Origin of the sequence: Nocardioides marmoribigeumensis, from assembly GCF_031458325.1 — a bacterium.
Classification (GTDB): domain Bacteria; phylum Actinomycetota; class Actinomycetes; order Propionibacteriales; family Nocardioidaceae; genus Marmoricola_A; species Marmoricola_A marmoribigeumensis.
In genome coordinates this window covers 3,516,125-3,538,281 of sequence record NZ_JAVDYG010000001.1, presented here as the reverse complement: position 1 = coordinate 3,538,281, position 22,157 = coordinate 3,516,125, and the positions used below count along the sequence as shown (strand labels likewise).

Here is a 22,157-nt window from a genome sequence, read left to right as displayed (position 1 = left end):
GTGGATCGGGACCGGTCGCTCCCCGGGTAGGAGTCGAACCTACGTCGCTTTGTCCGCATTCAAAGTGCGGCGGGCCCTGCCGACAGACCAACCGGGGATGGAGGCGCTCAGCCTAACGTGGGCGCGACCTGGTTCCCGTCGCTCCACGCGCCCGCGCAGCCACAGCCCGGCGAGGATGCCGGCCAGCACCACCAGGCCGTACGACGACCCGGTCGCCAGCATGCTGACCGTGATGCCCGGGCAGGTGGCCCGGGAGCAGGGACCCCACGAGTCAGGCCCCGCCCGGTCCGCCGGCGCCCTCGGCCCCGCCGGCCTCCTCCGGCCGTCGGCGCTGCTCGTAGGCGCGCCGCTGCTCCTCGGCCCGCTCGCGGACGCGCGCGAGGAAGGCCTCGTCCTCGCCCGGGCTGCCGGCGGCGGCGCGGCCGGGACGGTCGTACTCCGGGTAGGCGGGGGCGGCGCGCTCGTAGGGCCGGGGCGTGGGAGGACCGGCGGGACGACCGGCCACGAGCCACGCGACGGAGCCGGCCAGCGGGAAGAACAGCACCAGGAGGAGCCAGGGCACCTTGGGCAGGTAGCGGATGGCCCCCTCGTCGCTGGTGATGACGTCGATCACCGAGAAGACCCAGAGCGCCAGGACGAGCAGTCCGAAGGCGAGCTCGAGCTTGATCATGGCCGGATGCTCCCCTGCCGCCGGGGTCCGGGGGAAGTGCCGAACGGCCGGGTCCCGCGGCCCCGCGGCCGGCACCTCGATCAGCCGAGGTCGGCCAGCCTCGGCACGACCTCCTCGACCAGCGTGGTCACCTCGGCGACCGGGTCGTCGCTGCCGGGCATCGTCACGACCGTGTCGACCCCGAGCGGGGCCAGCGCCTCCGCCCGGCGGACCAGGCCCTGCCACCCCTCCGCGTCGGGGCTGACCAGGACGGTCTTCTCGATCGCGTCGTAGTCGGTGCCCTCGACCTCACAGTGGCGGCGCAGCACGTCGAGCTTGTGCCCGATCACGTCGGTCTCGGCGCCGAAGAGGTTGCACGCACCGGCGTACCTCGCGACCAGGCGCAGGGTCTTCTGCTCCCCGCTGCCGCCGAGGAGGATGCGCGGGTGCGGCCGCTGGACCGGCGGCGGGACGCACACGGTCTCCGCGAGGCGGTAGTGCGTGCCCTCGAAGGCGCCGTCGTCGTCGCCCCACATCTGGTGGACCACGCGCAGCGTCTCCTCGAGCCGCTCGAAGCGCTCGGCCAGCGGCGGGAACGGGACTCCGAGGCCGAGGTGCTCGCGCTCGTACCAGGCGGCGCCGAGGCCGAGCACCGCCCGCCCGCGGGAGAGCACGTCGAGCGTCGCCACCTGCTTGGCCAGCAGGCCCGGGTGGCGGTAGGTCACCCCGGTGACGAGGAGGGTCAGGCGGACCCGCTCGGTGAGGCCGGAGAGGTGGCCCAGGGTGGTGTAGCCCTCCAGCATCGGCTCGGGCGGACCGCCGAGCATCTCCATCTGGAAGAAGTGGTCCATCACCGAGAGCAGCGAGACACCGCCCTGGTCGGCGACCCGCGCGGTCTCGTCGAGCCGGTCGGCCAGCCGGGACTGCCAGTCGGGGTGGGTGAAGTTCGCGTAGTGGACGCCGAGCTGCATGAGGCGAACCTACGCCGCCGCCCAGGTCTTTCGACGTCAAGAATCTTGACGGGGCCGATCCGGGACTACCCTGGCCGCATGCCCCAGCCCTCCGCCTCCGACCGGCCCGCGGACCAGGTCGACCGGCTGGTCGAGGCGTGGGGCCGGGAGCGTCCCGACCTGGACCTCTCGCCGATGGAGGTGCTCAGCCGGGTCACCCGGGTCAGCCACCACCTCGACCAGCTGCGACGCGGCACGTTCGCCGCGCACGACCTCGAGCCGTGGGAGTTCGACGTGCTCGCGGCACTCAGGCGGGCCGGGGCGCCGTACGAGCTGTCACCGGGGCGGCTGATCCGCGAGACGCTCGTGACCAGCGGCACGATGACCAACCGGGTCGACCGCCTCGTCGGACGCGGCCTGGTCACCCGCCTGCCCGACCCCGAGGACCGGCGCGGCGTCCTGGTCCGGCTGACCGACGCCGGCCGTGAGGCCGTCGACGGCGCCCTGGCCGGGCTCCTCGACCGCGAGCAGGGCCTGCTGTCCGCCCTCGGCGTCGGCGACCGACGGCGGCTCGCGAGCCTCCTGCGCCAGCTGTCCGTCGCGGTGGAGAGCTGAGCGGTCTGCTCGCCTCCCTGACCACACCCGAGACTCCCTGCCTAGCTCCCGTCCGCGGCTTCGAGCCACTCCTCCTCGAGGGCCTCGCGGCGGGCGACGACCTCGCGCAGCTCGCGGTCGAGGTCGGCCAGGCGCTCGAAGTCGGAGGCGTGGGCGGCCAGGGCGTCGTGCAGCCGTGTCTCGTCGGCCTGGAGCTTGTCGATCTGGCGCTCCAGCCGCGCCATCGTCTTGCGGGCCTCGCGCTGGGCCGCCGCATCCGTCACGGGTGCGGCGGCAGGGCCGCCGGGCGCGGCCGCGGGCTCGGCGGCCAGGGCGGCACGGCGGTGCTCGAGGTACTCCTCGACCCCGCGCGGCAGCAGCCGCAGCGTGCCGTCGCCGTAGAGGCCGTGGACGGTGTCGCACACGCGCTCGAGGAAGTAGCGGTCGTGGCTGACCACGACGAGGGTGCCGGGCCAGCCGTCGAGGAAGTCCTCGAGGACGTTGAGGGTCTCGATGTCGAGGTCGTTGGTCGGCTCGTCGAGCAGCAGCACGTTGGGCTCACCGAGGAGCAGCCGGAGGAGCTGGAGGCGCCGGCGCTCCCCGCCGGAGAGGTCGGAGACGCGGGTGGTGAGCCGCTCGCCGGTGAACCCGAAGCGCTCGAGCATCGAGCTCGCGGTGACCTCCCCGTCGCGGGTGCGGGTCACCCGCTTGATCCGCTCGACGGAGTCCAGGACGCGCACGTCGGAGGCGGCGTCGGGCAGGGTCACCTGCTGGGTCAGGTGGGCCAGCGCGACCGTCCGCCCGGTGCGCACGCGGCCCTGGGTCGGCTCGAGCTCGCCGGCCAGCAGGCGCAGGACGGAGGTCTTGCCCGCGCCGTTGACCCCGACGAGACCGACGCGGTCACCGGGGCCGAGGCGCCAGGTGACGTGCTCGAGCAGCGTCCGGTCACCCCGGACGAGGTCGGCGTCCTCGAGCTCGACGACGTCCTTGCCGAGCCGCTGCGTGGCGAACTTCTGCAGCTCGAGGCGGTCGCGCGGGGGCGGGACGTCCTCGATCAGCTCGTTGGCGGCGTCGATGCGGAACTTGGGCTTGGAGGTGCGGGCGGGCGCGCCGCGGCGCAGCCAGGCCAGCTCCTTGCGGACCAGGTTGAGCCGGCGCGACTCGGAGGCCGCGGCCTGGCGCTGCCGCTCGGCCTTGGCCAGGACGAACGCGGCGTAGCCACCGTCGTAGACGTCGACCGTGCCGTCGTGGACCTCCCAGGTCTGGTCGCAGACCGCGTCGAGGAACCACCGGTCGTGGGTGACCACGACCAGCGCCAGCTCACGAGCGACCAGGTGGCGGGCCAGCCAGTCGACCGCCTCGACGTCGAGGTGGTTGGTCGGCTCGTCGAGGAGCACCAGGTCGTGGTCCTCCAGCAGCAGCCGCGCCAGCGAGCAGCGCCGTCGCTCGCCACCGGAGAGGCCGTCGACCAGGCGGTCGAGGTCGATGCCGGCGAGCAGCACCTCGACGACCTCGCGGGTGGTGCTGTCGGCGGCCCACTCGTGCTCGAGCCGGCCCTGGAGGACCACGTCGCGGACGGTCTCGTGGGGCACCAACGGGTCGCCCTGGACCAGGTGCCCGAGCCGCAGGCTGCGCGACCTCGAGACGCGCCCCTCCTGGGGTTCGGTGACCCCGGCGAGGATGTCGAGCAGCGTGCTCTTGCCGTCGCCGTTGCGGCCGACGACGCCGATGCGCTGGCGCTCCCCCACCCCGAGGCTCACCCCGTCGAGGAGCATGCGGATGCCGTAGGAGTGCGACACCCGCTCGAGGTTGACCAGGTTCACCGTGCTCACTCGTCCACCGCCCTCGCTCGGCTGGGCGGCGGAGCCACGAGTGGCCGTCGGCGCGCTTCGCTCACTGGTAGATCCCGCCCACGCGGGCACCGACGACGCGGGCGCCGTGGGCCGGCGCCTTGACCACGATGCCAGGCGCGGTGCCGAGGGTCTCCTGCAGCCGGCCGTCGACATAGGCGGCGTGCTCGGCGTCGCCGCACAGGAACGCCACGGTCGGTCCGGAGCCGGAGACCAGGCCGCCGAACGCCCCGCACTCCTCGCCCGCGGCGACCACCTCGGCCAGGTCGGGGCGAAGGGAGCAGGCCGGCGGGGCGAGGTCGTTGTGCAGCAGCTCGCCGACCCGCGCGACGTCGCCGACCCGCAGCGCGGCGAGCAGCTCGGTCGGCGGCTCGGGCTCCGCGTGGTGCCCGAGCAGGTCGTAGGCCGAGTAGACCGCCGGGGTCGAGAGGCCCTCGTCGTCGGGCAGCAGGACCCACCAGTAGTCACCGCGCGACATCAGCGGCGCCAGCTCCTCGCCGCGGCCCGTGCCCAGGGCGGTGCCGCCGTGCAGGCAGAAGGGCACGTCGCTGCCGAGGCCGGCCGCGAGGTCGTGCAGCTCCTGGCGCGGGGTGTGCAGCTCGAACAGCGAGTCCACCCCCACCAGCGCCGCGGCCGCGTCGGTGCTGCCCCCGGCCAGGCCACCGGCGACCGGGATCCGCTTGCGCAGGTGGCAGCTCACCGCGAGGTCGGTGCGCCCGTGGTGGGCCGCGAGGGCCTCGACCGCGCGCAGCACCAGGTTGGAGGAGCCGGTCGGCACCGCGGTGACGTCGACGTCCTCGCCGGACACCGTGAGGCTGGACGTGCGCGCCGGACGCAGCGTCAGCTCGTCGTACAGCCCGAGGGCCTGGAAGACCGTCACCAGCGGGTGGAAGCCGTCGGGGCGCACCTGGCCGACGCCGAGGTGGAGGTTGATCTTGGCGGGGGCGCTGACCCGCACCTCGCTCGTCATGCCTGCCCCTCCTGCCGGAGGTCGTGCAGGGCGTCGGCGATGCGGACGAAGGCCTGGAGGTCCAGCGCCTCGCCGCGGGCCAGCGGGTCGACCCCGGCCGCCTCGAGAGCGCGCTCGACCTGCTCCACGGGCGCGAGGACGCGCAGCGCACCCCGCAGCCCCTTGCGCCGCTGGCCGAACGCCGCGTCGACGACGGCGAACACCTCCGCGCGTCCGCTGCGGTGCGCGGGCGGCTCGCGCCGGGTGAACGCGACCAGCCCCGAGTCGACGTTGGGCGCCGGCCAGAAGACGTTGCGGCCGACCGCGCCCGCGCGGCGTACGTCGGCGTACCAGGCGGCCTTGACCGACGGGACGCCGTAGGTGCGCGAGCCCGGCGGTGCGGCGAGCCGGTCGGCGACCTCGGACTGCACCATGACCAGCCCGCGCTCGAGGGTCGGCACGTGCTCGAGCAGGTGGAGCAGGACGGGCACGGAGACGTTGTAGGGCAGGTTGGCGACCAGCGCGGTCGCCGGGGGCCCCGGCAGCTCGGTCACCCGCATCGCGTCGGCGTGCAGCAGGGAGAAGCGGTCGGCCTGCTCGGGGGCGAAGCGCTCGACCGTGGCGGGCAGGGCGCCGGCGAGCACGTCGTCGATCTCGACGGCGACGACGTGGCGTGCCACCTCGAGCAGGGCGAGGGTCAGCGAGCCGAGCCCGGGACCGACCTCGAGCACGCAGTCCTCCGGGCCGGCCCCGGCTGCCCGGACGATGCGGCGGACGGTGTTGGCGTCGATGACGAAGTTCTGGCCCCGCTGCTTGGTGGGGCGTACGCCGAGCGCGTCCGCGAGCGAACGCACCTCCGCCGGCCCGAGGAGTCTCGGACCGGCGGAGTGCTGCTGCTGGGGATGATCGGCCGGTCGGGTCATGACCGTCCGACTCTAGTGGGCGTGACGCGTCACATGGGCAGGCCCAGGGCGGACGCGCAGCCCGGCCAGGAGCCGTAGCCACCCGTGGCCGCGCGGACCCGCTCGGCGATCATGATCTGGGTCTCCCGGCTGTTCTGGTTGGGGTAGCCCGAACCGCCGTAGGAGTGCCAGGTCGAGAGGTTGAACTGCAGGCCGCCGTAGTAGCCGTTGCCGGTGTTGATCGCCCAGTTGCCGCCGGACTCGCACTGCGCGATCTGGTCCCAGACGGTGCCGCCGGAGGCGTAGTTGGCGGTCGGGGCGGGAGCGGGCTCCTTGGTGCCGACCTTGACGATCGCGGCGACGGGCGCGTGGCGGTCGCTCACCTTGAGCGCCTGGCGTCCGACGACCTTGCCGTTGACCTTGCGGAGGCGGTAGACCACGTCGCGGCTGCCGGCTCGGCCGGCGCGCACGACCTCGGTGTCGCCCTTGTCCATCGAGGAGTCGGACCGGGTGATCGTGGTGTAGCCGATGCGCTCGTCGTTCACCCGGTGGCGGGTGATCGTGACCCGGCTGAAGGTGATCCGGTCGCCGTCGTGCACGAGGCGGCCGCGCGAGGGACGGACGAGGTCGTTGCCGTCGACCTGCACGCCCTGCATGCGCAGGGCCTGGCCCACGGTGAGCGCGGTCATCGTGCGACGGACCGGCTTGCGTCCGAGGAGCACGAGGCTGAGCTTCTTGGGGGTCACCACGGTCAGCGACATGCCGTCGCGGTCGATGGAGGCCGAGCGGCTGGCCGACAGCCGGGCCTCGCCCAGGCGCAGCCCGATCTGGCGGACGGCGCTCGAGACGCTGGTGGCGGTCACCCAGTGGGAGGACTTCTTGCCGTCCACGTTGACCTGGAGCGGGCGGCCGAAGCGCACCGCGATGCGGGAGCCCGACCTCACCGGGGTGTCGAGGGAGGGGACGACGACGTCGTGGTCACCGATCTCGACGCCCTGGTCGTCGAGGACCTCGCCGACCGTCGCGGCCGAGGTGCGGATCTGGGTGGCCCGGCCGTCGATGCTGAGGGTCATCTCGTCACCCATGGCGGCGAAGCCGACCGTGGTCGCGACGAGCGCGAGGGTGAGGGTGGAGAGGACGATCGCGAGACGCTTCCTGCGGCGCGGGGCGCCAGGGGTCTCGCCGGTGGTCTCGGGGGTGGTGCCGGTGGTGCTGGTCGTGGGGGTGGTCGGGGTCGCGTCGGCGGCCACGGCTCTCCAATGTTCGCGCTCTCCGGGCCACGGGGCCGGTCCGTCGCGTCCCCCGCCCTGGTGGGCAGGTCGTGGCCGGTCCGTCCGGTCACGCGCGGGGGGTCGACGTCCCGGCTCGGTGCAGGTGGTGCGATCCGCTCCCGGCTGTCCGGACGACCGTAACAAGTTGGTCACGTGCCCAACAAAAGCGCCTGTGGCACACGCCACACGCGGACGGCGCGACACGCCGGGGTCAGGCGGATCACCGCAGGTCAGGGGTGAGGCACCTCACGCGGAGCGGGTGCCCGATCGGTCCAGACCGCCGCCCGCCCGTCGTGACGAGTGCCGGTTCGGGACGTTGGGCCTCGGCCGGATCGGGACCTACGACTCAGGGGTGGCTCACGGGCCGGCGGGCTCCCACTCGCCCCCGAACGCGGCGAAGGTGTTGGCCTCGACCCGGGCGCAGAGCTCGGCCAGGTCCTCCCCCCGGTGCTCGGCCATGAACCGCATGGTCAGCGGCACGAGGTAGGAGGCGTTGGGACGGCCGCGGTGCGGCGTGGGGGTCAGGAACGGGGCGTCGGTCTCGACCAGCACCCGGTCGCGGGGCGCGGCCTGCATCGCCTCGCGCACGCCGACGGCGTTCTTGAAGGTCACCGTGCCGGCGAAGGACAGCCAGAACCCGCGGTCCAGGCACTCGCGGGCGAAGGCCGCGTCACCGGAGAAGCAGTGCATGACCACCCGGTCCGGCGGCCCCTCCGAGTCGACCACCCGCAGGACCTCGGCGTGCGCGTCACGGTCGTGGATCACCAGCGTGCGGTCCAGGCGCTTGGCCAGGTCGACGTGGCGCCGGAAGGAGTCCTCCTGGGCGGCGCGGCCCTCCTCGCCGGTGCGGAAGTGGTCGAGCCCGGTCTCCCCCACGGCCCGGACGCGCGGGTGCTCGGCCAGCTGCTCGATCTCGCCCCAGGCTCTGTCGAGCCACCCCTGCTCGGCCAGTCGCGGAGCCTCGTTGGGGTGCAGCGCGACGCCCGCGACGATCCCCGGGACGCGGTCGGCCACGTCGACGGCCCAGCGCGCGCCCTGGAGGTCGCAGCCGATCTGCACGATGCGCGTCACGCCGACCTCGGCCGCCGCGGCCAGCGCGGTCTCGGGCGACCACTCCCCGCAGCCGTCCAGCGTCATGTCGAGGTGGCAGTGGTTGTCGACGACGGGGTGCGGCAGCGGCTCGGGGGCGGGCGGTCGGGGGTCCTTCGGGGCGCTCACGCGGGGCCTCCTGAGGGTCGGTGCGCGGCGTCGTACACCGTGCGCTTGGGGACGCCGTGCCTCCGGGCGACGGCCTTGACCGCGTCGGTGCGGCTCACCCCGGTAGCCGTCTCGGCCTCGACCAGGGCGGCCCAGTCGAGGTCGGAGGTGTCCGGTGCCGGCGCACCGCCGACGACGAGCGTGACCTCGCCGCGCACCTCGCCCTGGGCCCAGGCGACGAGCTCGGACAGCGGGCCGCGCACGACCTCCTCGTAGGTCTTGGTGAGCTCGCGGCAGACCGCAGCGGGCCGGTCCGGCCCGAAGGCCTCGGCCATCGCGGCCAGGGCCGCGGCCGTCCGGTGGGGGGCCTCGAAGTAGACCAGCGTGCGTGGGTCGTCGGCGACCTCGGCCAGGCGCCGTGCCCGCTCCCCCGCCTTGCGCGGGAGGAACCCCTCGAAGCAGAAGCGGTCGACCGGGAGGGCCGACAGCGCGAGGGCGGTGAGCACCGCGCTCGGACCCGGCACGACGGTGACCCGCACGCCGACCGCGACCGCGCCCGCGACCAGCCGGAAGCCGGGGTCGGAGACCGACGGCATCCCCGCGTCGGTCACCAGGAGCACGCGCTCCCCGCGGGTCAGGGCCTCGACCAGCGCAGGCGTCCGCTGGGCCTCGTTGCCCTCGAAGTAGGACACGACCCGACCGGTCACCTCGACCCCGAGTTCGGCGGCCAGCCGGGCCAGGCGGCGGGTGTCCTCGGCCGCCACCACGTCGGCGCTCGCGAGCTCCTCGGCCAGGCGGGGCGGGGCGTCGGCGACGCGCCCGATCGGGGTCCCGGCGAGGACCAGGAGCCCCTCCTCGCGCTCGGCCGTCTCCATGCCGGCCAGTCTCTCAGGGCGGGTCAGGCGGCGTGGACCCTGTCGCCGGGGGTCGGCCAGCCGCCGACCCGGACGACCCGCCCGTCGGCACCGACCAGCCGCGCGTCGAGGTGGCGCTCGGCGAGCCAGGCCGGTGCGTCCTCGCCGAGCACCACGGACGCGGTCGAGGCGGCGTTGGCCAGCAGGCAGGTGGGGGCGGCGACGGTCACCGTGCGCCACACCGGCCGGGCCTCGGTGACGACCAGGCGGGCCGAGGTGCTCCACAGCGACCAGTCGTCGTACGCCGGGCCAGGGCCGGCCATCACGACCCGCTCGACGCGGCGTGGGTGGACCCGCCGGCGCTCGCCGGGCCCACGCCGCCGCCGCTGGACCACCAGGACGACGACGAGCCCGACGAGGCGGAGGCCGACCCGCCGGCACCGGTCGAGGCGTGGCCGGTGGCCGTGGTGGCGCCCACGGCGCCGTAGGCGACCGTGAGGCCGAGCGAGGAGGCGAGGACCCCGCCGAGGAGCCCGCGCCGCAGTCGGCGACGGCGCTCCTCGCGGGACCGAGGGCTGTCCGGTGGCGTGTCGCTCTGTTCCGTGCCGTCCATGTGATCCATGTCCTCCACGGTGCCCGCGCCGCCTGTCCCTCGCCTGTGGGGACGACAGGTCCTGGCTGCGTACGCTGACCCGGTGACCGCGACCGCCCCGACCGCCGACCCGGACACGACCCCCTCCCCACCCGGCCCTGCCACCGTCGGCCTCTCGCGCACCGCCGACGGTCGCGAGGTCCCAACGGCCCGCACTCGTCTCGCCGGACGGGCACCGGACGACCGGCTGGTCGGCTGGCTGGTGACCGCGGGCGTCACCCTGCTGGCCGGCGTGCTGCGCTTCTGGAACCTCGGCTACCCCAAGCAGTTCCTCTTCGACGAGACGTACTACGCCAAGGACGCCTTCTCGCTGTGGAAGTTCGGCTACGCGCGCGACTGGGTCGACAAGGTCAACGACGCGATCGTCGACGGCCGCTACAACCCGTCGATGCAGAAGGACACGCCCTCGATGGTGGTCCACCCCGAGGTCGGCAAGTGGCTGATCGGGGCGGGCGAGAAGCTCCTCGGCTTCGACTCGCTCGGCTGGAGGCTCGCCAGCGCGGTCGTCGGCACGCTCATGGTCCTGGTGATGGTGCGGCTCGCGCGCCGCATCACCCGCTCCAACCTGCTGGGCGGCGTGGCCGGGCTCCTGCTTTGCTTCGACGGCCTCCAGTTCGTGCTGTCCCGCCTGGCGTTGCTCGACATCTTCGTCGCCTTCTTCCTCCTCTCCGCGGTCTCGTGCCTGGTCGCCGACCGGGACTGGGGCCGCGCCCGGATGGCGACGCTGGTCGAGCCCGGCTACGCCCCGGGCGACGGCTTCGGGCCGGTGCGCGGGCTGCGGTGGCGGCCGTGGCGTCTCGCGGCCGGCGTCCTCTTCGGCCTGGCGATCGGGTCCAAGTGGAGCGCCCTGGTCCCCCTCGCGGGCCTGGGCCTGCTCGTGGTCGTGTGGGACGCCGGGGTCCGTCGCTCGATCGGCGTGCGCTGGGCCTTCGTCAAGGCCGCGGTGGCCGACGGGCTGCTCGCCTTCGGCTACCTCGTCGGCGTCGCCCTCGTGGTCTACGTCGCCACCTGGACCGGGTGGCTGCTGCACGCCCACACCTACGAGGTCCACCTCAGCGACAACAACTACGGCCCCTACTGGGGCAGCTACACCAAGGTCCAGGCCCACGGCTTCGTCGACGGCCTGGTCCAGGGGCTGCGGAGCCTCTACCACTACCACCGCGACGTCTGGTCGTTCCACAGCCACGGCCTCGACGGCGTCACGCACGTCTACGCCTCCAACCCGGGCGGCTGGCTGATCCTCAACCGGCCCGTCGGCGTCGCGGCGGACCTCGGCATCAAGCCCGGCACCCAGGGCTGCAACGCGCCGGCCGACTCCACGTGCCTGCGCCAGGTGCTGCTGCTCGGCACCCCCGCCCTGTGGTGGATGGGCGTGCCCGCGCTGCTCTACTCGGCGTACTCCTGGATCGCCCGGCGAGACTGGCGCTTCGGCCTGGTCGTGGTCGGGGTGCTCACCACCTGGCTGCCGTTCCTGCCCTACGCCGGGCGGCCGATCTTCTCCTTCTACGCCGTCGTCACGCTGCCGTTCACCGTGCTCGCCCTGACCCTCGTGGTCGGCCGGGTCCTGGGCAGCGAGCTGGCCTCGCGCCGCCGCCGCACCGTGGGTGCGGTGCTCGCCGGCGCCATCGTCGTGCTGGTGATGGCCAACTTCGCGTGGTTCTGGCCGATCTACACCGACCAGCTCCTCACCACGCCCCAGTGGCTCGACCGGATCTGGTTCCGGCGCTGGATCTGAGCGGTGGCGCTCCAGGGGGCAGGCGGACCGATGCGGCAGGGTGGGCACGTGCACTACATCGGACTCGACCTCGCCTGGGGTGAGAAGCGACCCACCGGCGTCGCGGTCCTCGACGGGGACGGGCGGCTGCTCGAGGTGGCCTCCCGCGTGACCGACGACGAGATCGCCGCGGCCCTCGCGCCGTACGACGACGTGGACTGCCTGGTGGCGATCGACGCCCCCCTCATCGTGGTCAACCCGACCGGCAACCGTCTTTGCGAGGCGGCGCTCAACGCCGACTTCGGCCGGTTCGAGGCCGGCTGCCACCCGGCCAACACGGGCAAGCCGGAGTTCGCCGACGGCACGCGCGCGGCCCGGCTGTGCGAGCGGCTCGGTCTCGACCTGGCGCCCGGCTCGACGGCCCACCGCCGCGCGATCGAGGTCTACCCGCACCCGGCGACGATCTCGCTGTTCCGGCTCGGCCGGACGCTGAAGTACAAGAACCGCCCCGGGCGCACGATGGAGGAGATGCGCTCCGCGCTGCTCGAGCTCGTCGGGCACCTGCGCTCCCTCGCCGACGCCGAGGTCCCGCTCCACCTCGAGCACCACGGTGGCTGGCTCGACCTGGTCCGCTCCCTCGAGGAGGCCGAGCGCAAGGTCGACCTGCGGCGCGCCGAGGACCAGGTCGACGCGGTGCTGTGCGCCTACCTCGCGCTCTACCGCCAGACCGTCCCGGAGCGCACCACGGTGTACGGCGACGGTGAGACCGGCTACATCGTCACCCCGACGCTCCCCGAGGGCCACGAGGCGGCGCCCCTGGACCCGCGCGGCGTCGTGCCGGAGACTCCGGTGGTGCTGCCCGACGAGGACGCGATGACCAGGCTGGTGCGCAGCTACGCCGCCGGCCACTCCTCCCTGCAGAGCGCCACCGACGGCTTCGTCGCGATGCTCACCGACCTGCTCGACCAGTCCGGGATCAACTACCTCAGCGTCAGCGGCCGGGCCAAGGGCATCGCGTCGTTCGCCGCCAAGGCGGGTCGTCTGCGCGAGGGCCGCCCGATGTTCCCCGACCCCCTGCACGACATCACCGACCAGATCGGCCTGCGGGTGATCACCTACCTCCGCGGCGACGTCGACGTGGTCGCCCGGGTGCTGCACGGCGAGTTCGAGGTCCTCGACGACCGCGACCTGGGGCTGCAGACCGCGAGCGAGGGTCGGTTCGGCTACGCCAGCCGCCACCTCGTCGTACGCCTGCGTGAGGGTGAGGGCACCGAGGAGATGCGGGCCCGGCCCGCCCAGGTCCAGGTCCGCACCGTGCTCCAGCACGCGTGGGCCGAGTTCGAGCACGCCACGCGCTACAAGGGGGTCGTCCCCGACGAACACGTGCGCGACCTCGACCGGCGCTTCACCCTGGCGGCCGGTCTGCTGGAGCTGGCCGACCAGGAGTTCTCCGCGATCCACGAGCGGCTGCAGGGGTCGTCCTACACCCCGCCGCCGGGGCTGCCGAGCTCCCTGGGCATCGGCACCGAGGACCTGGCGCAGTTCCTCACCGAGCGCTACATCGAGGCCGGCTGGTCACGCCCCGACCACTACGAGTGGGTCTCTGGCCTGCTGCTCGAGCTGGGCATCACCTCGATCGCCGCGCTGGCCGTGGTCCTGGACTCCGTCGACGAGGAGGAGGTCACCGCGCACATGGGCTACAAGTACCCACCCGGTGCCGTCCGCCGGCTCGACGACAGCCTGCTGGCGATCTTCGGCGAGCGCTACCTCGCGCTGCACGGCAACGAGCACCGGGCCGACCTCCTGCGCTCGCGGCTCGACCGCATCCTCGAGCACTGAGCCCGACCCCGCCCGGACGCACCGGACCCCGGCGGCCGTGGCCACCGGGGTCCTGGAGCGTGCGGGTCGGTCCGTCAGACGGTGTGCGCCCGGTCGACGCGCAGGTGGTAGCGCGTGCCCACCTTGCCGCCGAGCACGGCAGTGAGGATGGTCAGCACGATCACCGCCACGGCGACGACCACGCCACCGGAGGTGACCTGGTCGGTCGGGATCGGGATGCGCGGGAGGTCGACGCGGTCGAAGACGTTGTACTGGTCCCCGGCGATCCAGCCGATGACCACCGCGAGGATCGTCGCGAACAGGCCGACCAGCCACGAGGCCAGCCCCTGCTTCGCGCCGTCGAAGCGCGACATCCGGCCGGCGACGTAGCCGCCGGTGTAGTAGGCCAGCGCGAGCACCAGGATCAGCGTGAGCGCGGCGGCCAGCCCGATCGTGCCGGCCTGGCGGTCGGCCTCGGTCTGCGTGACGTTGGTGGAGTCGCTCACCGCGGCGACGATCGCGCCGATGATGCTGGTGAGCAGGACCGTGACCGCGACCGCCACCAGCCAGCCGAAGAACGCCGCGCCCCAGTTGATCCCGCCGAAGCGCTCGTGGGCGTTCTCGCGGGCGATGGCCGCGCGCTCGGCGCGGTCCTCGCCCACGACGTGGGAGGTGTGGGCGGCGTGCTCGTCGCGCAGCTCCCGGTCGCGCTCGACCGTCCGGGTGCCGGCGGGGGTGCCGGTGGTAGTGGTGGTGCCGGTGGTGGTCGGCTCCGTGGTGGTGCCGGAGCCTCGTCTGAAGATGGCCATGATGGGTCTCTCCTCCGATCAGGGGATACCGAACACCTACCCGCACCCCACGCGGACAAACCGGATGCGGGTGCGGTCCCCACCCCTGGGGGGGATACTGCCCTCCATGGACGAGCAGACCCGCGCCCTGGCCGACTACTTCGACCGCTGGTACGCCGACCTGCGTGCGCCCGGTCCCGGCGACCTGCGGACCGCCGCGGTGGACAAGGACGAGGTCCACCGGCGGCACCTCGGACTCCCCGAGCGGCTGCCCTCCAACAGCCTGCTGACCTGGGACGGCGTCGCCGAGGTGCACGGGCTGCTGCGGCTCCCCGCCGGCGGCCACCTGGTCGACCTCGCGTGCGGACGCGGTGGCTACGGCCTGGAGCTCGCGACCCGGGCGGCGGCGCGGCTCACCGGGGTCGACTTCTCCGACGAGGCGCTCCGACAGGCCCGCGAGGTGGCTCGAGGCTGGGCGTGCGAGGCCACCTTCGCCACCGGCGAGCTCGCCGCCACCGGGCTCCCCGACGCCGGCGCCGATGCCGTGGTGTACATCGACGCGATCCAGTTCGCCGCCGACCCGGCCGCGGCGTACGCCGAGCTCCGCCGCGTCCTGCGACCCGGCGGCCGGGTCGTGCTCACCTGCTGGGAGCCGGTGGACCGCGGCGACGTCCTCCTCCCCGAGCGGCTCCGGTCCGTCGACCTGGCGGGCGGCCTCGCCCGAGCCGGGTTCGAGGACGTCGTGGTGATCGAGCGGCCCGACTGGCGCCGGCAGGAGCGCGGCATGTGGGAGGAGGCCGCGGCCCTCGACCCCGGCGACGACCCGGCACTGCGGTCCTTCCACGACGAGGGCGTGCGCAGCCTCGAGCGCTGGGACGCCGTACGCCGGGTGCTCGCGAGCGCCTCCGCTCCCCGCGCCTGACCCTGTCCGGCCGCCGGACCTCCCGGGCGCGGCTTGTCCGGCCGGGGCAGGCTGGGCAGTGACCACGTGCCCAGACTCGAAGGGACCCCTTCATGCCCACTCGCACAGCCCGCACCGCCTGGAACGGCGGCCTGCAGGACGGATCCGGCCAGGTCGAGCTGTCCAGCTCGAAGGTCGGCACGTTCGACGTCTCCTTCCCCAAGCGCGCGGCCGACGACGCCGACGGCACCACCTCGCCCGAGGAGCTCGTCGCCGCGGCGCACTCCTCCTGCTACGCGATGCAGCTCTCGTCGCTGATCGCCAAGGCCGGCGGCACCCCGCAGTCCCTGGACGTGCGAGCCGATGTCGAGCTCGGGCCCGACCCGGCCGGCGGCTTCCAGCTCACCGGCATCAAGATCACCGTGCGCGGCGAGGTCGACGGCCTCGACGAGGCCGGCTTCGTGCAGGCGGCCGAGGAGGCCAAGGCCGGCTGCCCGATCAGCAAGGCCCTCAAGGCGGTCGACATCACCCTGGACGCCGCGCTGGAGGGCTGACCGGCCCTCGCGCTCCTCGAGCCCCGTCCCGCACCCGCAGGGCGGGGCTCGTGGCGCAGTGCCCGACAATGAGCACGTGAGCACCCCCCTGCCGCCGCAGCACGACGGCGTCGACGCCATGCTGGCCGACGCCCGGTCCCGGCTCGAGCGCGTCTCCGTCGAGCAGGCCCACGACGAGGTGCGCCGCGGGGCGGCGCTGCTGGTCGACATCCGGCCGGGCTGGCAACGGGCGGAGGAGGGCGAGGTCGCCCCGTCGGTCGAGGTGCTGCTGGTCGAGCGCAACCACCTGGAGTGGCGCTTCGACCCGCGCTGCGAGGCGCGGCTTCCGCAGGCGTCGTACGACGCGCGGGTGGTGGTGCTGTGCCAGGAGGGCTACAGCTCGTCACTGGCTGCGGACGCCCTGAGGAGCCTCGGGCTGCACCGCGCCACCGACGTGGTCGGTGGCTTCGCCGCCTGGAGGGCGGCAGGGCTGCCGGTCGCCGACTGAGTCGGGCGACCGGCTGCCGGGTCGCTCCTAGCCCGCGAGCAGGTCGGCGCGGCCGTAGAGGCCGACGACCTTGCGGACGAGCGTGACCGGGTTGACCATCTGGACGCTCCGGCCGCGGTCGAGGTGGCGGTTCTTGACCTCGACGAGGGCGCGGACGCCGGCGGTGTCGATGAACTCGAGGTGGGACATGTCGACCGTCACGTCCGAGACCGACAGGTCGTCCTCGTGGCCGTCACGGTCGAGAGCATCGGTGCAGGCGAGGTCGAGCTCACCGGAGAGGTCGAGTGCGAGGTGGCCGTCGTGCATGTCACTGCTGACGGCGAACGGGACGAGCGGGTGCTGGAAGGTTCGGATCTCAGCCATGGATCACCCTTGGCCCTTACTTCGGAGGACGAGCTCCGAATAACTCCAACCGGAAACGGTGACGCGGTACGCATCGCCGAGAAGCTCCCGGTCTCTCGACCGTACGCCCTGCGGGAGGCAATCACCAACCGAACACCGGCCGGAATCGCGATCTTTCGAAAATCCCCTCCCCTGGGGTGGGGGCGGGCCGCCCAGCGGCCCGGTGGTGGAGCTGAGGGGATTCGAACCCCTGACCTTCTCATTGCGAACGAGACGCGCTACCAACTGCGCCACAGCCCCATGTCCGTGAGGACGACGGGAAGATTACCAGGGTCCGGCGGCGTCTCCGGCACCGGCCGCGGGCCCGCCCGTCGGTGGTCTCAGCCGCCGACGACCCGCCGTCCCTGACCGCCCTGCTCGTCGCGGCCCGCGGTCGCCGACTCGGCCACCAGGGCGCTGTCGGCGGCGTTGCGGCCGGAGCTGGAGACGCCGGCAGCGTTGAGGTCGATCGTGCGGACCGAGCGCGTCGCGCGCGGCTTGCCGACGTACGTCGGGAGGGTGACGGGCAGCGGGTCCCACAAGGTGGAGGTCTGCCCCGAGGCACCGACGGCCTCGGCCAGCGCGGCGGCGCTGAACGCCGAGGTGTCCTCGACGTCGCTGACCAGCGCGACACCCTGTTCGTTGCGCGGCACGGGGACGAGGACCGGGCCGGACTGCCAGGTCGCCGCCGCCTCGAGGACGGGCTGCGCGGCCTCGGCCACCTGCGAGGTGGTCTGCTCGGTGGGCTCCATGGTCTGCGCGCCGTGCTCGGCGAGGCCGGTGCGGACCGACTCCCAGCGGCGACGCTCGCCGCGCACGGTCGCCCGGGCCACGACGAGGAAGCCGGCGACGACGACGACTGGGACGGCGGGCGCCCAGGGCAGCAGCACGCCGGTGCCGGCCAGGACTGCGACGACGACGGTGACGCCGAGCAGCAGACCCAGCACACGGCGGCGACGGCGGGCCGCGGCCGCGGCCTGGCGACGCCGCCGCTCGGTCAGCGCCCGGGCGGAGGGTCGACGCTGCTCGGGGACCGTCACGGGCTGGGGCGCCGGGCGGGACCCGGCGACGGGTGCGGCGGGGACCTCGGTCACGGCGTCGGTCACGGCACCGGTCACCGGGTCGGCGACGCCGTCGCGCCGGTGGAGCACCCGCGCGTGGTCGGAGGTGCTCTCGACCGAGCGCGGGCGCGCGGCCTCGTCGTGGGACCGCAGCGCCTTGGGGATGAGGAAGAGGGCCCAGAGGAGGGCGAGTGCCACGAAGATGACGCCGGAGAGCATAGGAGAACGCTAGAGGGACGAACGCCGCAGAGCGGGATCGCGGAGGGTGTGTCGCAGGGGAACTCGTGTGACTGCTGAGGTTTCGGGTCCTGAGCGGCCCGGTCAGCCGCCCGAGGACTTCTTGTCAGGACGACAGAAGTCGCCGCAGCAGCCCGCCGGGGACGTCCTCACGACACAGCGCGAACAACCGGTGGTCGCGCCAGGCCCCGTTGATGTGCAGGAACTTGGGGGCGTAGCCGATCTCGGGGAAGCCGAGCTTCTCCACCACTCGCAACGACGCGACGTTCTCCGGGCGGATGGCGACCTCGATGCGGTGCAGGCCGACCTGCTCCCAGCAGTAGTCGACCGTCATCGCCACGGCGAGCGGCATGTAGCCGTGCCCCGCGTGCCGCTGGTCGATCCAGTAGCCGACGGAGGCGAAGAGCGCCGAGCCCGCGACCACGTTGCTCACCGTCACCTGCCCGGCGAACCGCTCGTCGACGGTCAGCGCGAATGGCAGGCACCTGCCCTCCCGGGTCTGGGCACGCAGGTCGCGCAGCATGCTGCGGTAGGACTGGTGGCCCGGGGGCGCCTCGGCCGGTCGGGTCGCCTCCCACGGCTCCAGCCAGCCTCGGTTGCGCATGCGCGTCTCGGTCCAGGCGCGGCGGTCCCGGCCCGCGAGCGGTCGCAGGGCCACGTGGCCGTGCCGGAGCGTGACCGACGGCCACCCGAGCGGCGCGGCACTCACTGGCCGTCGTCCCGGGGGTGGTCGCTGCCCACGATCTGCTCGACCGCGTGCCGCAGTAGGGGCAGGACGACGGCGAGCCCGTCCTTCACACCGCCCCGCGAGCCGGGCAGGTTGACCACGAGAGCCTGTCCGACCACGCCGGCGACCCCGCGCGAGAGGGCCGCGGTGTGGACCCCCTTGGCGACGCCGTGCGCCCGGACCGCCTCGGCGATGCCCGGCACCTCCCGGTCGAGCAGCGCCCTGGTCACCTCGGGGGTGAGGTCGGTGGGGGTCAGGCCGGTGCCGCCGGTGGTGAGCACCGCCCGGGCGCCCGAGCCGACGGCCTGACGGATCGCCTCCCCCACGGGCTCGCCGTCCGGCACGACGACCGGGTCGCCGGTCTCGAACCCCGCCGCGCGCAGGGCCTCGACGATGAGCGGGCCGGTCGTGTCGGCGTACACCCCCCGGGCCGCGCGGTTGCTCGCGACCACGACGGCCGCCCTCACGACCGCTCCCAGTCGCCGCTCTTGCCGCCCGACTTGGACTCGACCCGGACGTCGGTGATCACCGCACCCTTGTCGACGGCCTTGACCATGTCGACGACCGTGAGGGCGGCGACCGACACCGCGGTCAGCGCCTCCATCTCCACCCCGGTGCGGTCGCTGGTGCGCACGGTGGCGCGGATGTCCACGCCGTCGTCGGCCACGTCGAGGTCGACCACCACCCCGCTGATCGCCAGCGGGTGGCACAGCGGCACGAGGTCGGGGGTGCGCTTGGCGGCCATGATGCCGGCGACCCGGGCCACCCCGAGCGCGTCGCCCTTGGGCACGCCCTCACCGCGGAGCAGGCCGACCACCTCGGGACTGACCAGGACGCGCCCGGTGGCGACCGCCTGGCGGGTGGTCACGTCCTTGGCCGAGACGTCGACCATGCGCGCGGCGCCGGACTCGTCGACGTGGGTCAGGCGGGGTCCTTCGGACGGAGCCATCAGAAGTCCTGGTCGAGCAGGAGGACGTCGACGGTCGAGCCGGCCTCGACCACCTCGGTGTCCGCGGGTACGACGACCAGCGCGTCGGACGCGGAGAGGTCGCCCAGCAGGTGGGACCCGTGACCGCCGACGGGGCTGACCGTCGAGCCCCCGTCGGGGGCGGGGCGGACCCGTGCCCGGACGTACTGCTCGCGGCCGGCCGGGGAGCGGAAGCCCTCGTCGATCCGCAGCCGCACGCGCGGCCGGCTGACCGGCGTGCGGCCCATCATCTTGCGCAGCGCGGGCAGGACGAAGACCTGGAACGAGACGTAGGACGACACCGGGTTGCCGGGAAGCGTGAAGATCGGCACCCGGTCCTCGCCGACGTGGCCGAACCCCTGGGGCTTGCCGGGCTGCATGCGTAGGCCGCCGAACCACACCGTGCCGGTCTGGCTGAGCACCTCCTTGACGACGTCGTAGGCCCCCTTGCTGACCCCGCCGCTGGTGATGACCGCGTCGGCGCGCACCAGCTGGTCGGAGAGGGCGTCGGCAAACTCGGTGGGGTCGTCACTGACGATGCCGACGCGGTAGGCGATCGCCCCGGCCTGGCGCACCGCGGCGGCGAGCATGAACGAGTTGGAGTCGTAGATGGTGTCGTGGGACAGCCGTCCGCCGGGCTCGCGCAGCTCGGCGCCGGTGGAGATCACGACCACCCGGGGCCGGGGGCGCGTGGCCACCCGCGCCATGCCCACGCCGGCGAGCAGGCCGACCTGGCGCGGACCGAGCAGGGCGCCCTCCTCCATCAGCAGCTCGCCCTCGGCGATGTCGTCGCCCCGGCGCCGGACGTGCTGGCCGGCGTCGGGCTGCCGCCGGATGCGCACGCTGGCGGACCCTGCGTCGGTCCACTCGACCGGCACGACCGCGTCGGCCCCCTGCGGCAGCGGGGCACCGGTCATGATGCGGACGGCCGAGCCGCCGGACATGCCGAGGATCTTGCTCTGGCCGGCGGCGGACTCCCCCACGACCGGCAGCTGGACGGGCGAGTCCTCCGACGCGCCCGCGAGGTCCTCACGGCGCACGGCGTAGCCGTCCATCGAGGAGTTGTCGAAGGACGGGACGTCCATCGGCGAGGTGATCTGTCGGCACACCGGCAGGCCGAGGCTGTCGATCAGCGGCTGCTCGAAGGCAGGCAGCGGCTCGATCCCTTCCAGCACCCGGTGGAGGTGCTCCTCGACGGTGCCCAGCGGCTCGCGGTCGTGCGGCTCGAACGCCATGGTCGGGACCCTAGCCCTCGTCCGCGGAGTCCCCGGGGTCCCCGGCATCTCCGAGGACCGTGTCCTCCACGCGCCCGCCCTCCGCGGGGAGGGTCGCGTCCCCGACCACGCGGACCCCCGGCCCGAACGCCCACTCCCCCTCGACCCGGAGGCTGCTCGCGTCCTTGAGCGAGGGCACCTCCTCGACCAGCCGCTCGAAGCCCTCGACCAGCTTGTAGGACGGGGCGAGGTCGACGAAGGGGATCGTCTCGGGCACCTGCTGCAGCACGTGGTGCTCGTCGAGCTCGTAGCAGTCGCTGCGCAGCACCAGCAGGTCGTCGGTCGTCTTGACCGGCACGAACCGGTCGCGTCCGACCTCGATCGTCACCGCGCCCTCGAACACCTCGATCGCCGCGCCCATCGCGGTCTCGATCTGGATCACCTCGGGGCTGTCGGCGTCAGAGGGGTCGACGGTCTTGGTGTTCTTGATCATCGCCAGGCCGAGCACGCCGTCGCGCTCGTCGAGCAGGTCGACCATCGCGCGGAGGTCGAACCACAAGTTGTTGGTCGAACAATATTTGTGGCGGCTGAGGTCCTGCAGCGCCTCCTGGTCCTCGGGCAGCGTCTGCGCGGTCTCTCGCAGCACGATGCGGCCGTCCTCCTTGCGCCGCGCGAAGTGACCGCCCTTGCGGTCGCTCGGCGTCCGTCGTACGGCCTCGATGGCGAAGGGCGCACCGCTCTGCGCGAACCAGCCCGCGACGCGAGGATCCGCGACCGCGCCCAGGTTGTCGGCGTTGGCCACGAACACGCGCTCGTAGCCCGCGTCGAGCATGCGCTGCAGGAGGCCGCTCGACCGGAGCGACGGGTAGAGGTCGCCGTGCCCGGGCGGGCACCACTCGAGCGACGGGTCGGCCTCCCACTCGACCGGTGTCAGGTCGTCGGAGCGGAGCTTGGGCTCCTTGCTCTGCAGGAAGTCCAGCGGCAGGTCGGGTGTCTCCAGGCCGTCGTACTGCGCCAGGGCGGCGAGGGTGTCGTCACTGGTGCGGAAGCTGTCCATCAGCAGCAGCGGCAGGCGGACGTCGTACCTCTCCCGGAGCGAGATCACCTGGCGCGCGGTGATGTCGAGGAAGGACAACCCGTCGCGCACCTCGAGCAGCGACTTGGCGCGGTCCATGCCCATCGAGGTGCCGAGACCGCCGTTGAGCTTGATCACGACCGTGCCGGCCAGCGCGCGGGCGGCCTCGTCCTCGGGCACCTCGACGTCGGCCAGGGAGTCCATCTCGACCGGCTCGATCGTGTCCTCGGGCACCATGCCGGACTCGCCGCTCTCGACCAGGCGGTAGTAGTGGGCGAACACCTCGATCGCGGTGTCGTCGACTCCTTCGGCCTGCATCTTGGCCCGCGCCTGCTCCAGCCCCTCGTCGCTCATGGGGAGAGCCT

24 protein-coding genes and 2 tRNA genes are annotated in these 22,157 nt (G+C 73.7%); 6 read left to right on the top strand and 20 right to left on the bottom strand.

The window, feature by feature from the left end; all coding sequences use genetic code 11:
- Nucleotides 1–18: 18 nt before the first annotated feature.
- The 3 genes from J2S63_RS16830 to J2S63_RS16820 all read right to left on the bottom strand — a co-directional run bounded on the left by J2S63_RS16830 (nt 19) and on the right by J2S63_RS16820 (nt 1,620).
- Nucleotides 19–98: transfer RNA gene (locus J2S63_RS16830), tRNA-Gln, on the bottom strand.
- 173 nt (nt 99–271) lie between these two features.
- Complete coding sequence (locus tag J2S63_RS16825) at nt 272–670, bottom strand: PLD nuclease N-terminal domain-containing protein (protein WP_310304630.1); 399 nt, start codon at nt 668–670, stop codon at nt 272–274.
- A gap of 80 nt (nt 671–750) precedes the next feature.
- Nucleotides 751–1,620: an LLM class F420-dependent oxidoreductase gene (locus J2S63_RS16820; RefSeq protein ID WP_310304627.1), complete on the bottom strand. Its 870-nt coding sequence runs from the start codon at nt 1,618–1,620 to the stop codon at nt 751–753.
- A gap of 78 nt (nt 1,621–1,698) precedes the next feature.
- On the opposite strand from J2S63_RS16820, the gene J2S63_RS16815 reads away from it, so the two are divergent.
- Nucleotides 1,699–2,214, top strand: coding sequence for a MarR family winged helix-turn-helix transcriptional regulator (locus J2S63_RS16815; protein ID WP_310304624.1), 516 nt, complete (start codon nt 1,699–1,701; stop codon nt 2,212–2,214).
- A gap of 41 nt (nt 2,215–2,255) precedes the next feature.
- On the opposite strand, the gene J2S63_RS16810 is transcribed toward J2S63_RS16815, so the two are convergent.
- The 8 genes from J2S63_RS16810 to J2S63_RS16775 form a co-directional block, all read right to left on the bottom strand.
- Entirely contained in the window at nt 2,256–3,968 is a 1,713-nt protein-coding gene (locus J2S63_RS16810) for an ABC-F family ATP-binding cassette domain-containing protein (protein WP_310306730.1), read from the bottom strand.
- Between the two features lie 118 nt (nt 3,969–4,086).
- On the bottom strand, nt 4,087–5,013 hold the full coding sequence (locus tag J2S63_RS16805; RefSeq protein ID WP_310304621.1) for a 4-(cytidine 5'-diphospho)-2-C-methyl-D-erythritol kinase: 927 nt from the start codon (nt 5,011–5,013) through the stop codon (nt 4,087–4,089).
- Nucleotides 5,010–5,915: a 16S rRNA (adenine(1518)-N(6)/adenine(1519)-N(6))-dimethyltransferase RsmA gene (gene rsmA / locus J2S63_RS16800; RefSeq protein ID WP_310304620.1), complete on the bottom strand. Its 906-nt coding sequence runs from the start codon at nt 5,913–5,915 to the stop codon at nt 5,010–5,012. Before rsmA ends, J2S63_RS16805 begins: the two co-directional genes overlap by 4 nt.
- A gap of 29 nt (nt 5,916–5,944) precedes the next feature.
- Nucleotides 5,945–7,144, bottom strand: coding sequence for a resuscitation-promoting factor (locus J2S63_RS16795; protein ID WP_310304617.1), 1,200 nt, complete (start codon nt 7,142–7,144; stop codon nt 5,945–5,947).
- A 378-nt stretch (nt 7,145–7,522) separates the two neighbouring features.
- A complete protein-coding gene (locus J2S63_RS16790; protein ID WP_310304614.1) occupies nt 7,523–8,383 on the bottom strand; it encodes a TatD family hydrolase in 861 nt (286 codons plus the stop codon).
- Entirely contained in the window at nt 8,380–9,237 is an 858-nt protein-coding gene (gene rsmI, locus J2S63_RS16785) for a 16S rRNA (cytidine(1402)-2'-O)-methyltransferase (protein WP_310304611.1), read from the bottom strand. The genes J2S63_RS16790 and rsmI overlap by 4 nt, the downstream gene beginning before the upstream one ends.
- A gap of 23 nt (nt 9,238–9,260) precedes the next feature.
- On the bottom strand, nt 9,261–9,539 hold the full coding sequence (locus tag J2S63_RS16780; RefSeq protein ID WP_310304608.1) for a hypothetical protein: 279 nt from the start codon (nt 9,537–9,539) through the stop codon (nt 9,261–9,263).
- The gene (locus tag J2S63_RS16775; protein ID WP_310304605.1) at nt 9,539–9,829 is read right to left on the bottom strand and encodes a hypothetical protein; all 291 of its coding nucleotides are present in this window, start codon (nt 9,827–9,829) and stop codon (nt 9,539–9,541) included. Before J2S63_RS16775 ends, J2S63_RS16780 begins: the two co-directional genes overlap by 1 nt.
- A gap of 82 nt (nt 9,830–9,911) precedes the next feature.
- On the opposite strand from J2S63_RS16775, the gene J2S63_RS16770 reads away from it, so the two are divergent.
- Together J2S63_RS16770 and J2S63_RS16765 are read left to right on the top strand one after the other, a co-directional pair.
- The gene (locus J2S63_RS16770; RefSeq protein WP_310304602.1) at nt 9,912–11,603 is read left to right on the top strand and encodes a dolichyl-phosphate-mannose--protein mannosyltransferase; all 1,692 of its coding nucleotides are present in this window, start codon (nt 9,912–9,914) and stop codon (nt 11,601–11,603) included.
- 48 nt (nt 11,604–11,651) lie between these two features.
- Nucleotides 11,652–13,421, top strand: coding sequence for a DUF429 domain-containing protein (locus J2S63_RS16765; RefSeq protein ID WP_310304599.1), 1,770 nt, complete (start codon nt 11,652–11,654; stop codon nt 13,419–13,421).
- 74 nt (nt 13,422–13,495) lie between these two features.
- On the opposite strand, the gene J2S63_RS16760 is transcribed toward J2S63_RS16765, so the two are convergent.
- Nucleotides 13,496–14,209: a hypothetical protein gene (locus tag J2S63_RS16760; protein WP_310304596.1), complete on the bottom strand. Its 714-nt coding sequence runs from the start codon at nt 14,207–14,209 to the stop codon at nt 13,496–13,498.
- A gap of 106 nt (nt 14,210–14,315) precedes the next feature.
- On the opposite strand from J2S63_RS16760, the gene J2S63_RS16755 reads away from it, so the two are divergent.
- The 3 genes from J2S63_RS16755 to J2S63_RS16745 all read left to right on the top strand — a co-directional run bounded on the left by J2S63_RS16755 (nt 14,316) and on the right by J2S63_RS16745 (nt 16,130).
- Nucleotides 14,316–15,110 carry a class I SAM-dependent methyltransferase gene (locus J2S63_RS16755; protein WP_310304592.1) on the top strand — a complete coding sequence of 265 codons (795 nt, stop codon included), beginning with the start codon at nt 14,316–14,318 and terminating at the stop codon, nt 15,108–15,110.
- A gap of 92 nt (nt 15,111–15,202) precedes the next feature.
- Entirely contained in the window at nt 15,203–15,643 is a 441-nt protein-coding gene (locus J2S63_RS16750) for an OsmC family peroxiredoxin (protein ID WP_310304589.1), read from the top strand.
- Between the two features lie 76 nt (nt 15,644–15,719).
- A complete protein-coding gene (locus tag J2S63_RS16745; protein ID WP_310304586.1) occupies nt 15,720–16,130 on the top strand; it encodes a rhodanese-like domain-containing protein in 411 nt (136 codons plus the stop codon).
- 27 nt (nt 16,131–16,157) lie between these two features.
- Here the strand turns inward: J2S63_RS16745 and J2S63_RS16740 are convergent, their stop codons facing one another.
- From J2S63_RS16740 to J2S63_RS16705, 8 genes are all read right to left on the bottom strand, one after another.
- Nucleotides 16,158–16,493, bottom strand: coding sequence for an STAS domain-containing protein (locus J2S63_RS16740; protein WP_310304584.1), 336 nt, complete (start codon nt 16,491–16,493; stop codon nt 16,158–16,160).
- Between the two features lie 203 nt (nt 16,494–16,696).
- Nucleotides 16,697–16,772, bottom strand: a tRNA-Ala gene (locus tag J2S63_RS16735).
- An 80-nt stretch (nt 16,773–16,852) separates the two neighbouring features.
- Nucleotides 16,853–17,791, bottom strand: a complete 939-nt coding sequence (gene sepX / locus J2S63_RS16730; protein WP_310304581.1) for a divisome protein SepX/GlpR — start codon at nt 17,789–17,791, stop codon at nt 16,853–16,855.
- A 124-nt stretch (nt 17,792–17,915) separates the two neighbouring features.
- Nucleotides 17,916–18,518: a GNAT family N-acetyltransferase gene (locus J2S63_RS16725; RefSeq protein ID WP_310304580.1), complete on the bottom strand. Its 603-nt coding sequence runs from the start codon at nt 18,516–18,518 to the stop codon at nt 17,916–17,918.
- Nucleotides 18,515–19,003 carry a MogA/MoaB family molybdenum cofactor biosynthesis protein gene (locus J2S63_RS16720; protein ID WP_310304577.1) on the bottom strand — a complete coding sequence of 163 codons (489 nt, stop codon included), beginning with the start codon at nt 19,001–19,003 and terminating at the stop codon, nt 18,515–18,517. Before J2S63_RS16720 ends, J2S63_RS16725 begins: the two co-directional genes overlap by 4 nt.
- Nucleotides 19,000–19,485 (bottom strand): cyclic pyranopterin monophosphate synthase MoaC, encoded by a 486-nt coding sequence (gene moaC / locus J2S63_RS16715; protein ID WP_310304574.1) that lies wholly within the window; start codon nt 19,483–19,485, stop codon nt 19,000–19,002. The genes J2S63_RS16720 and moaC overlap by 4 nt, the downstream gene beginning before the upstream one ends.
- Nucleotides 19,485–20,738, bottom strand: coding sequence for a molybdotransferase-like divisome protein Glp (glp, locus tag J2S63_RS16710; RefSeq protein ID WP_310304570.1), 1,254 nt, complete (start codon nt 20,736–20,738; stop codon nt 19,485–19,487). Before glp ends, moaC begins: the two co-directional genes overlap by 1 nt.
- A gap of 10 nt (nt 20,739–20,748) precedes the next feature.
- Nucleotides 20,749–22,146 carry a UTP--glucose-1-phosphate uridylyltransferase gene (locus J2S63_RS16705; protein ID WP_310304567.1) on the bottom strand — a complete coding sequence of 466 codons (1,398 nt, stop codon included), beginning with the start codon at nt 22,144–22,146 and terminating at the stop codon, nt 20,749–20,751.
- Nucleotides 22,147–22,157: the final 11 nt, after the last annotated feature.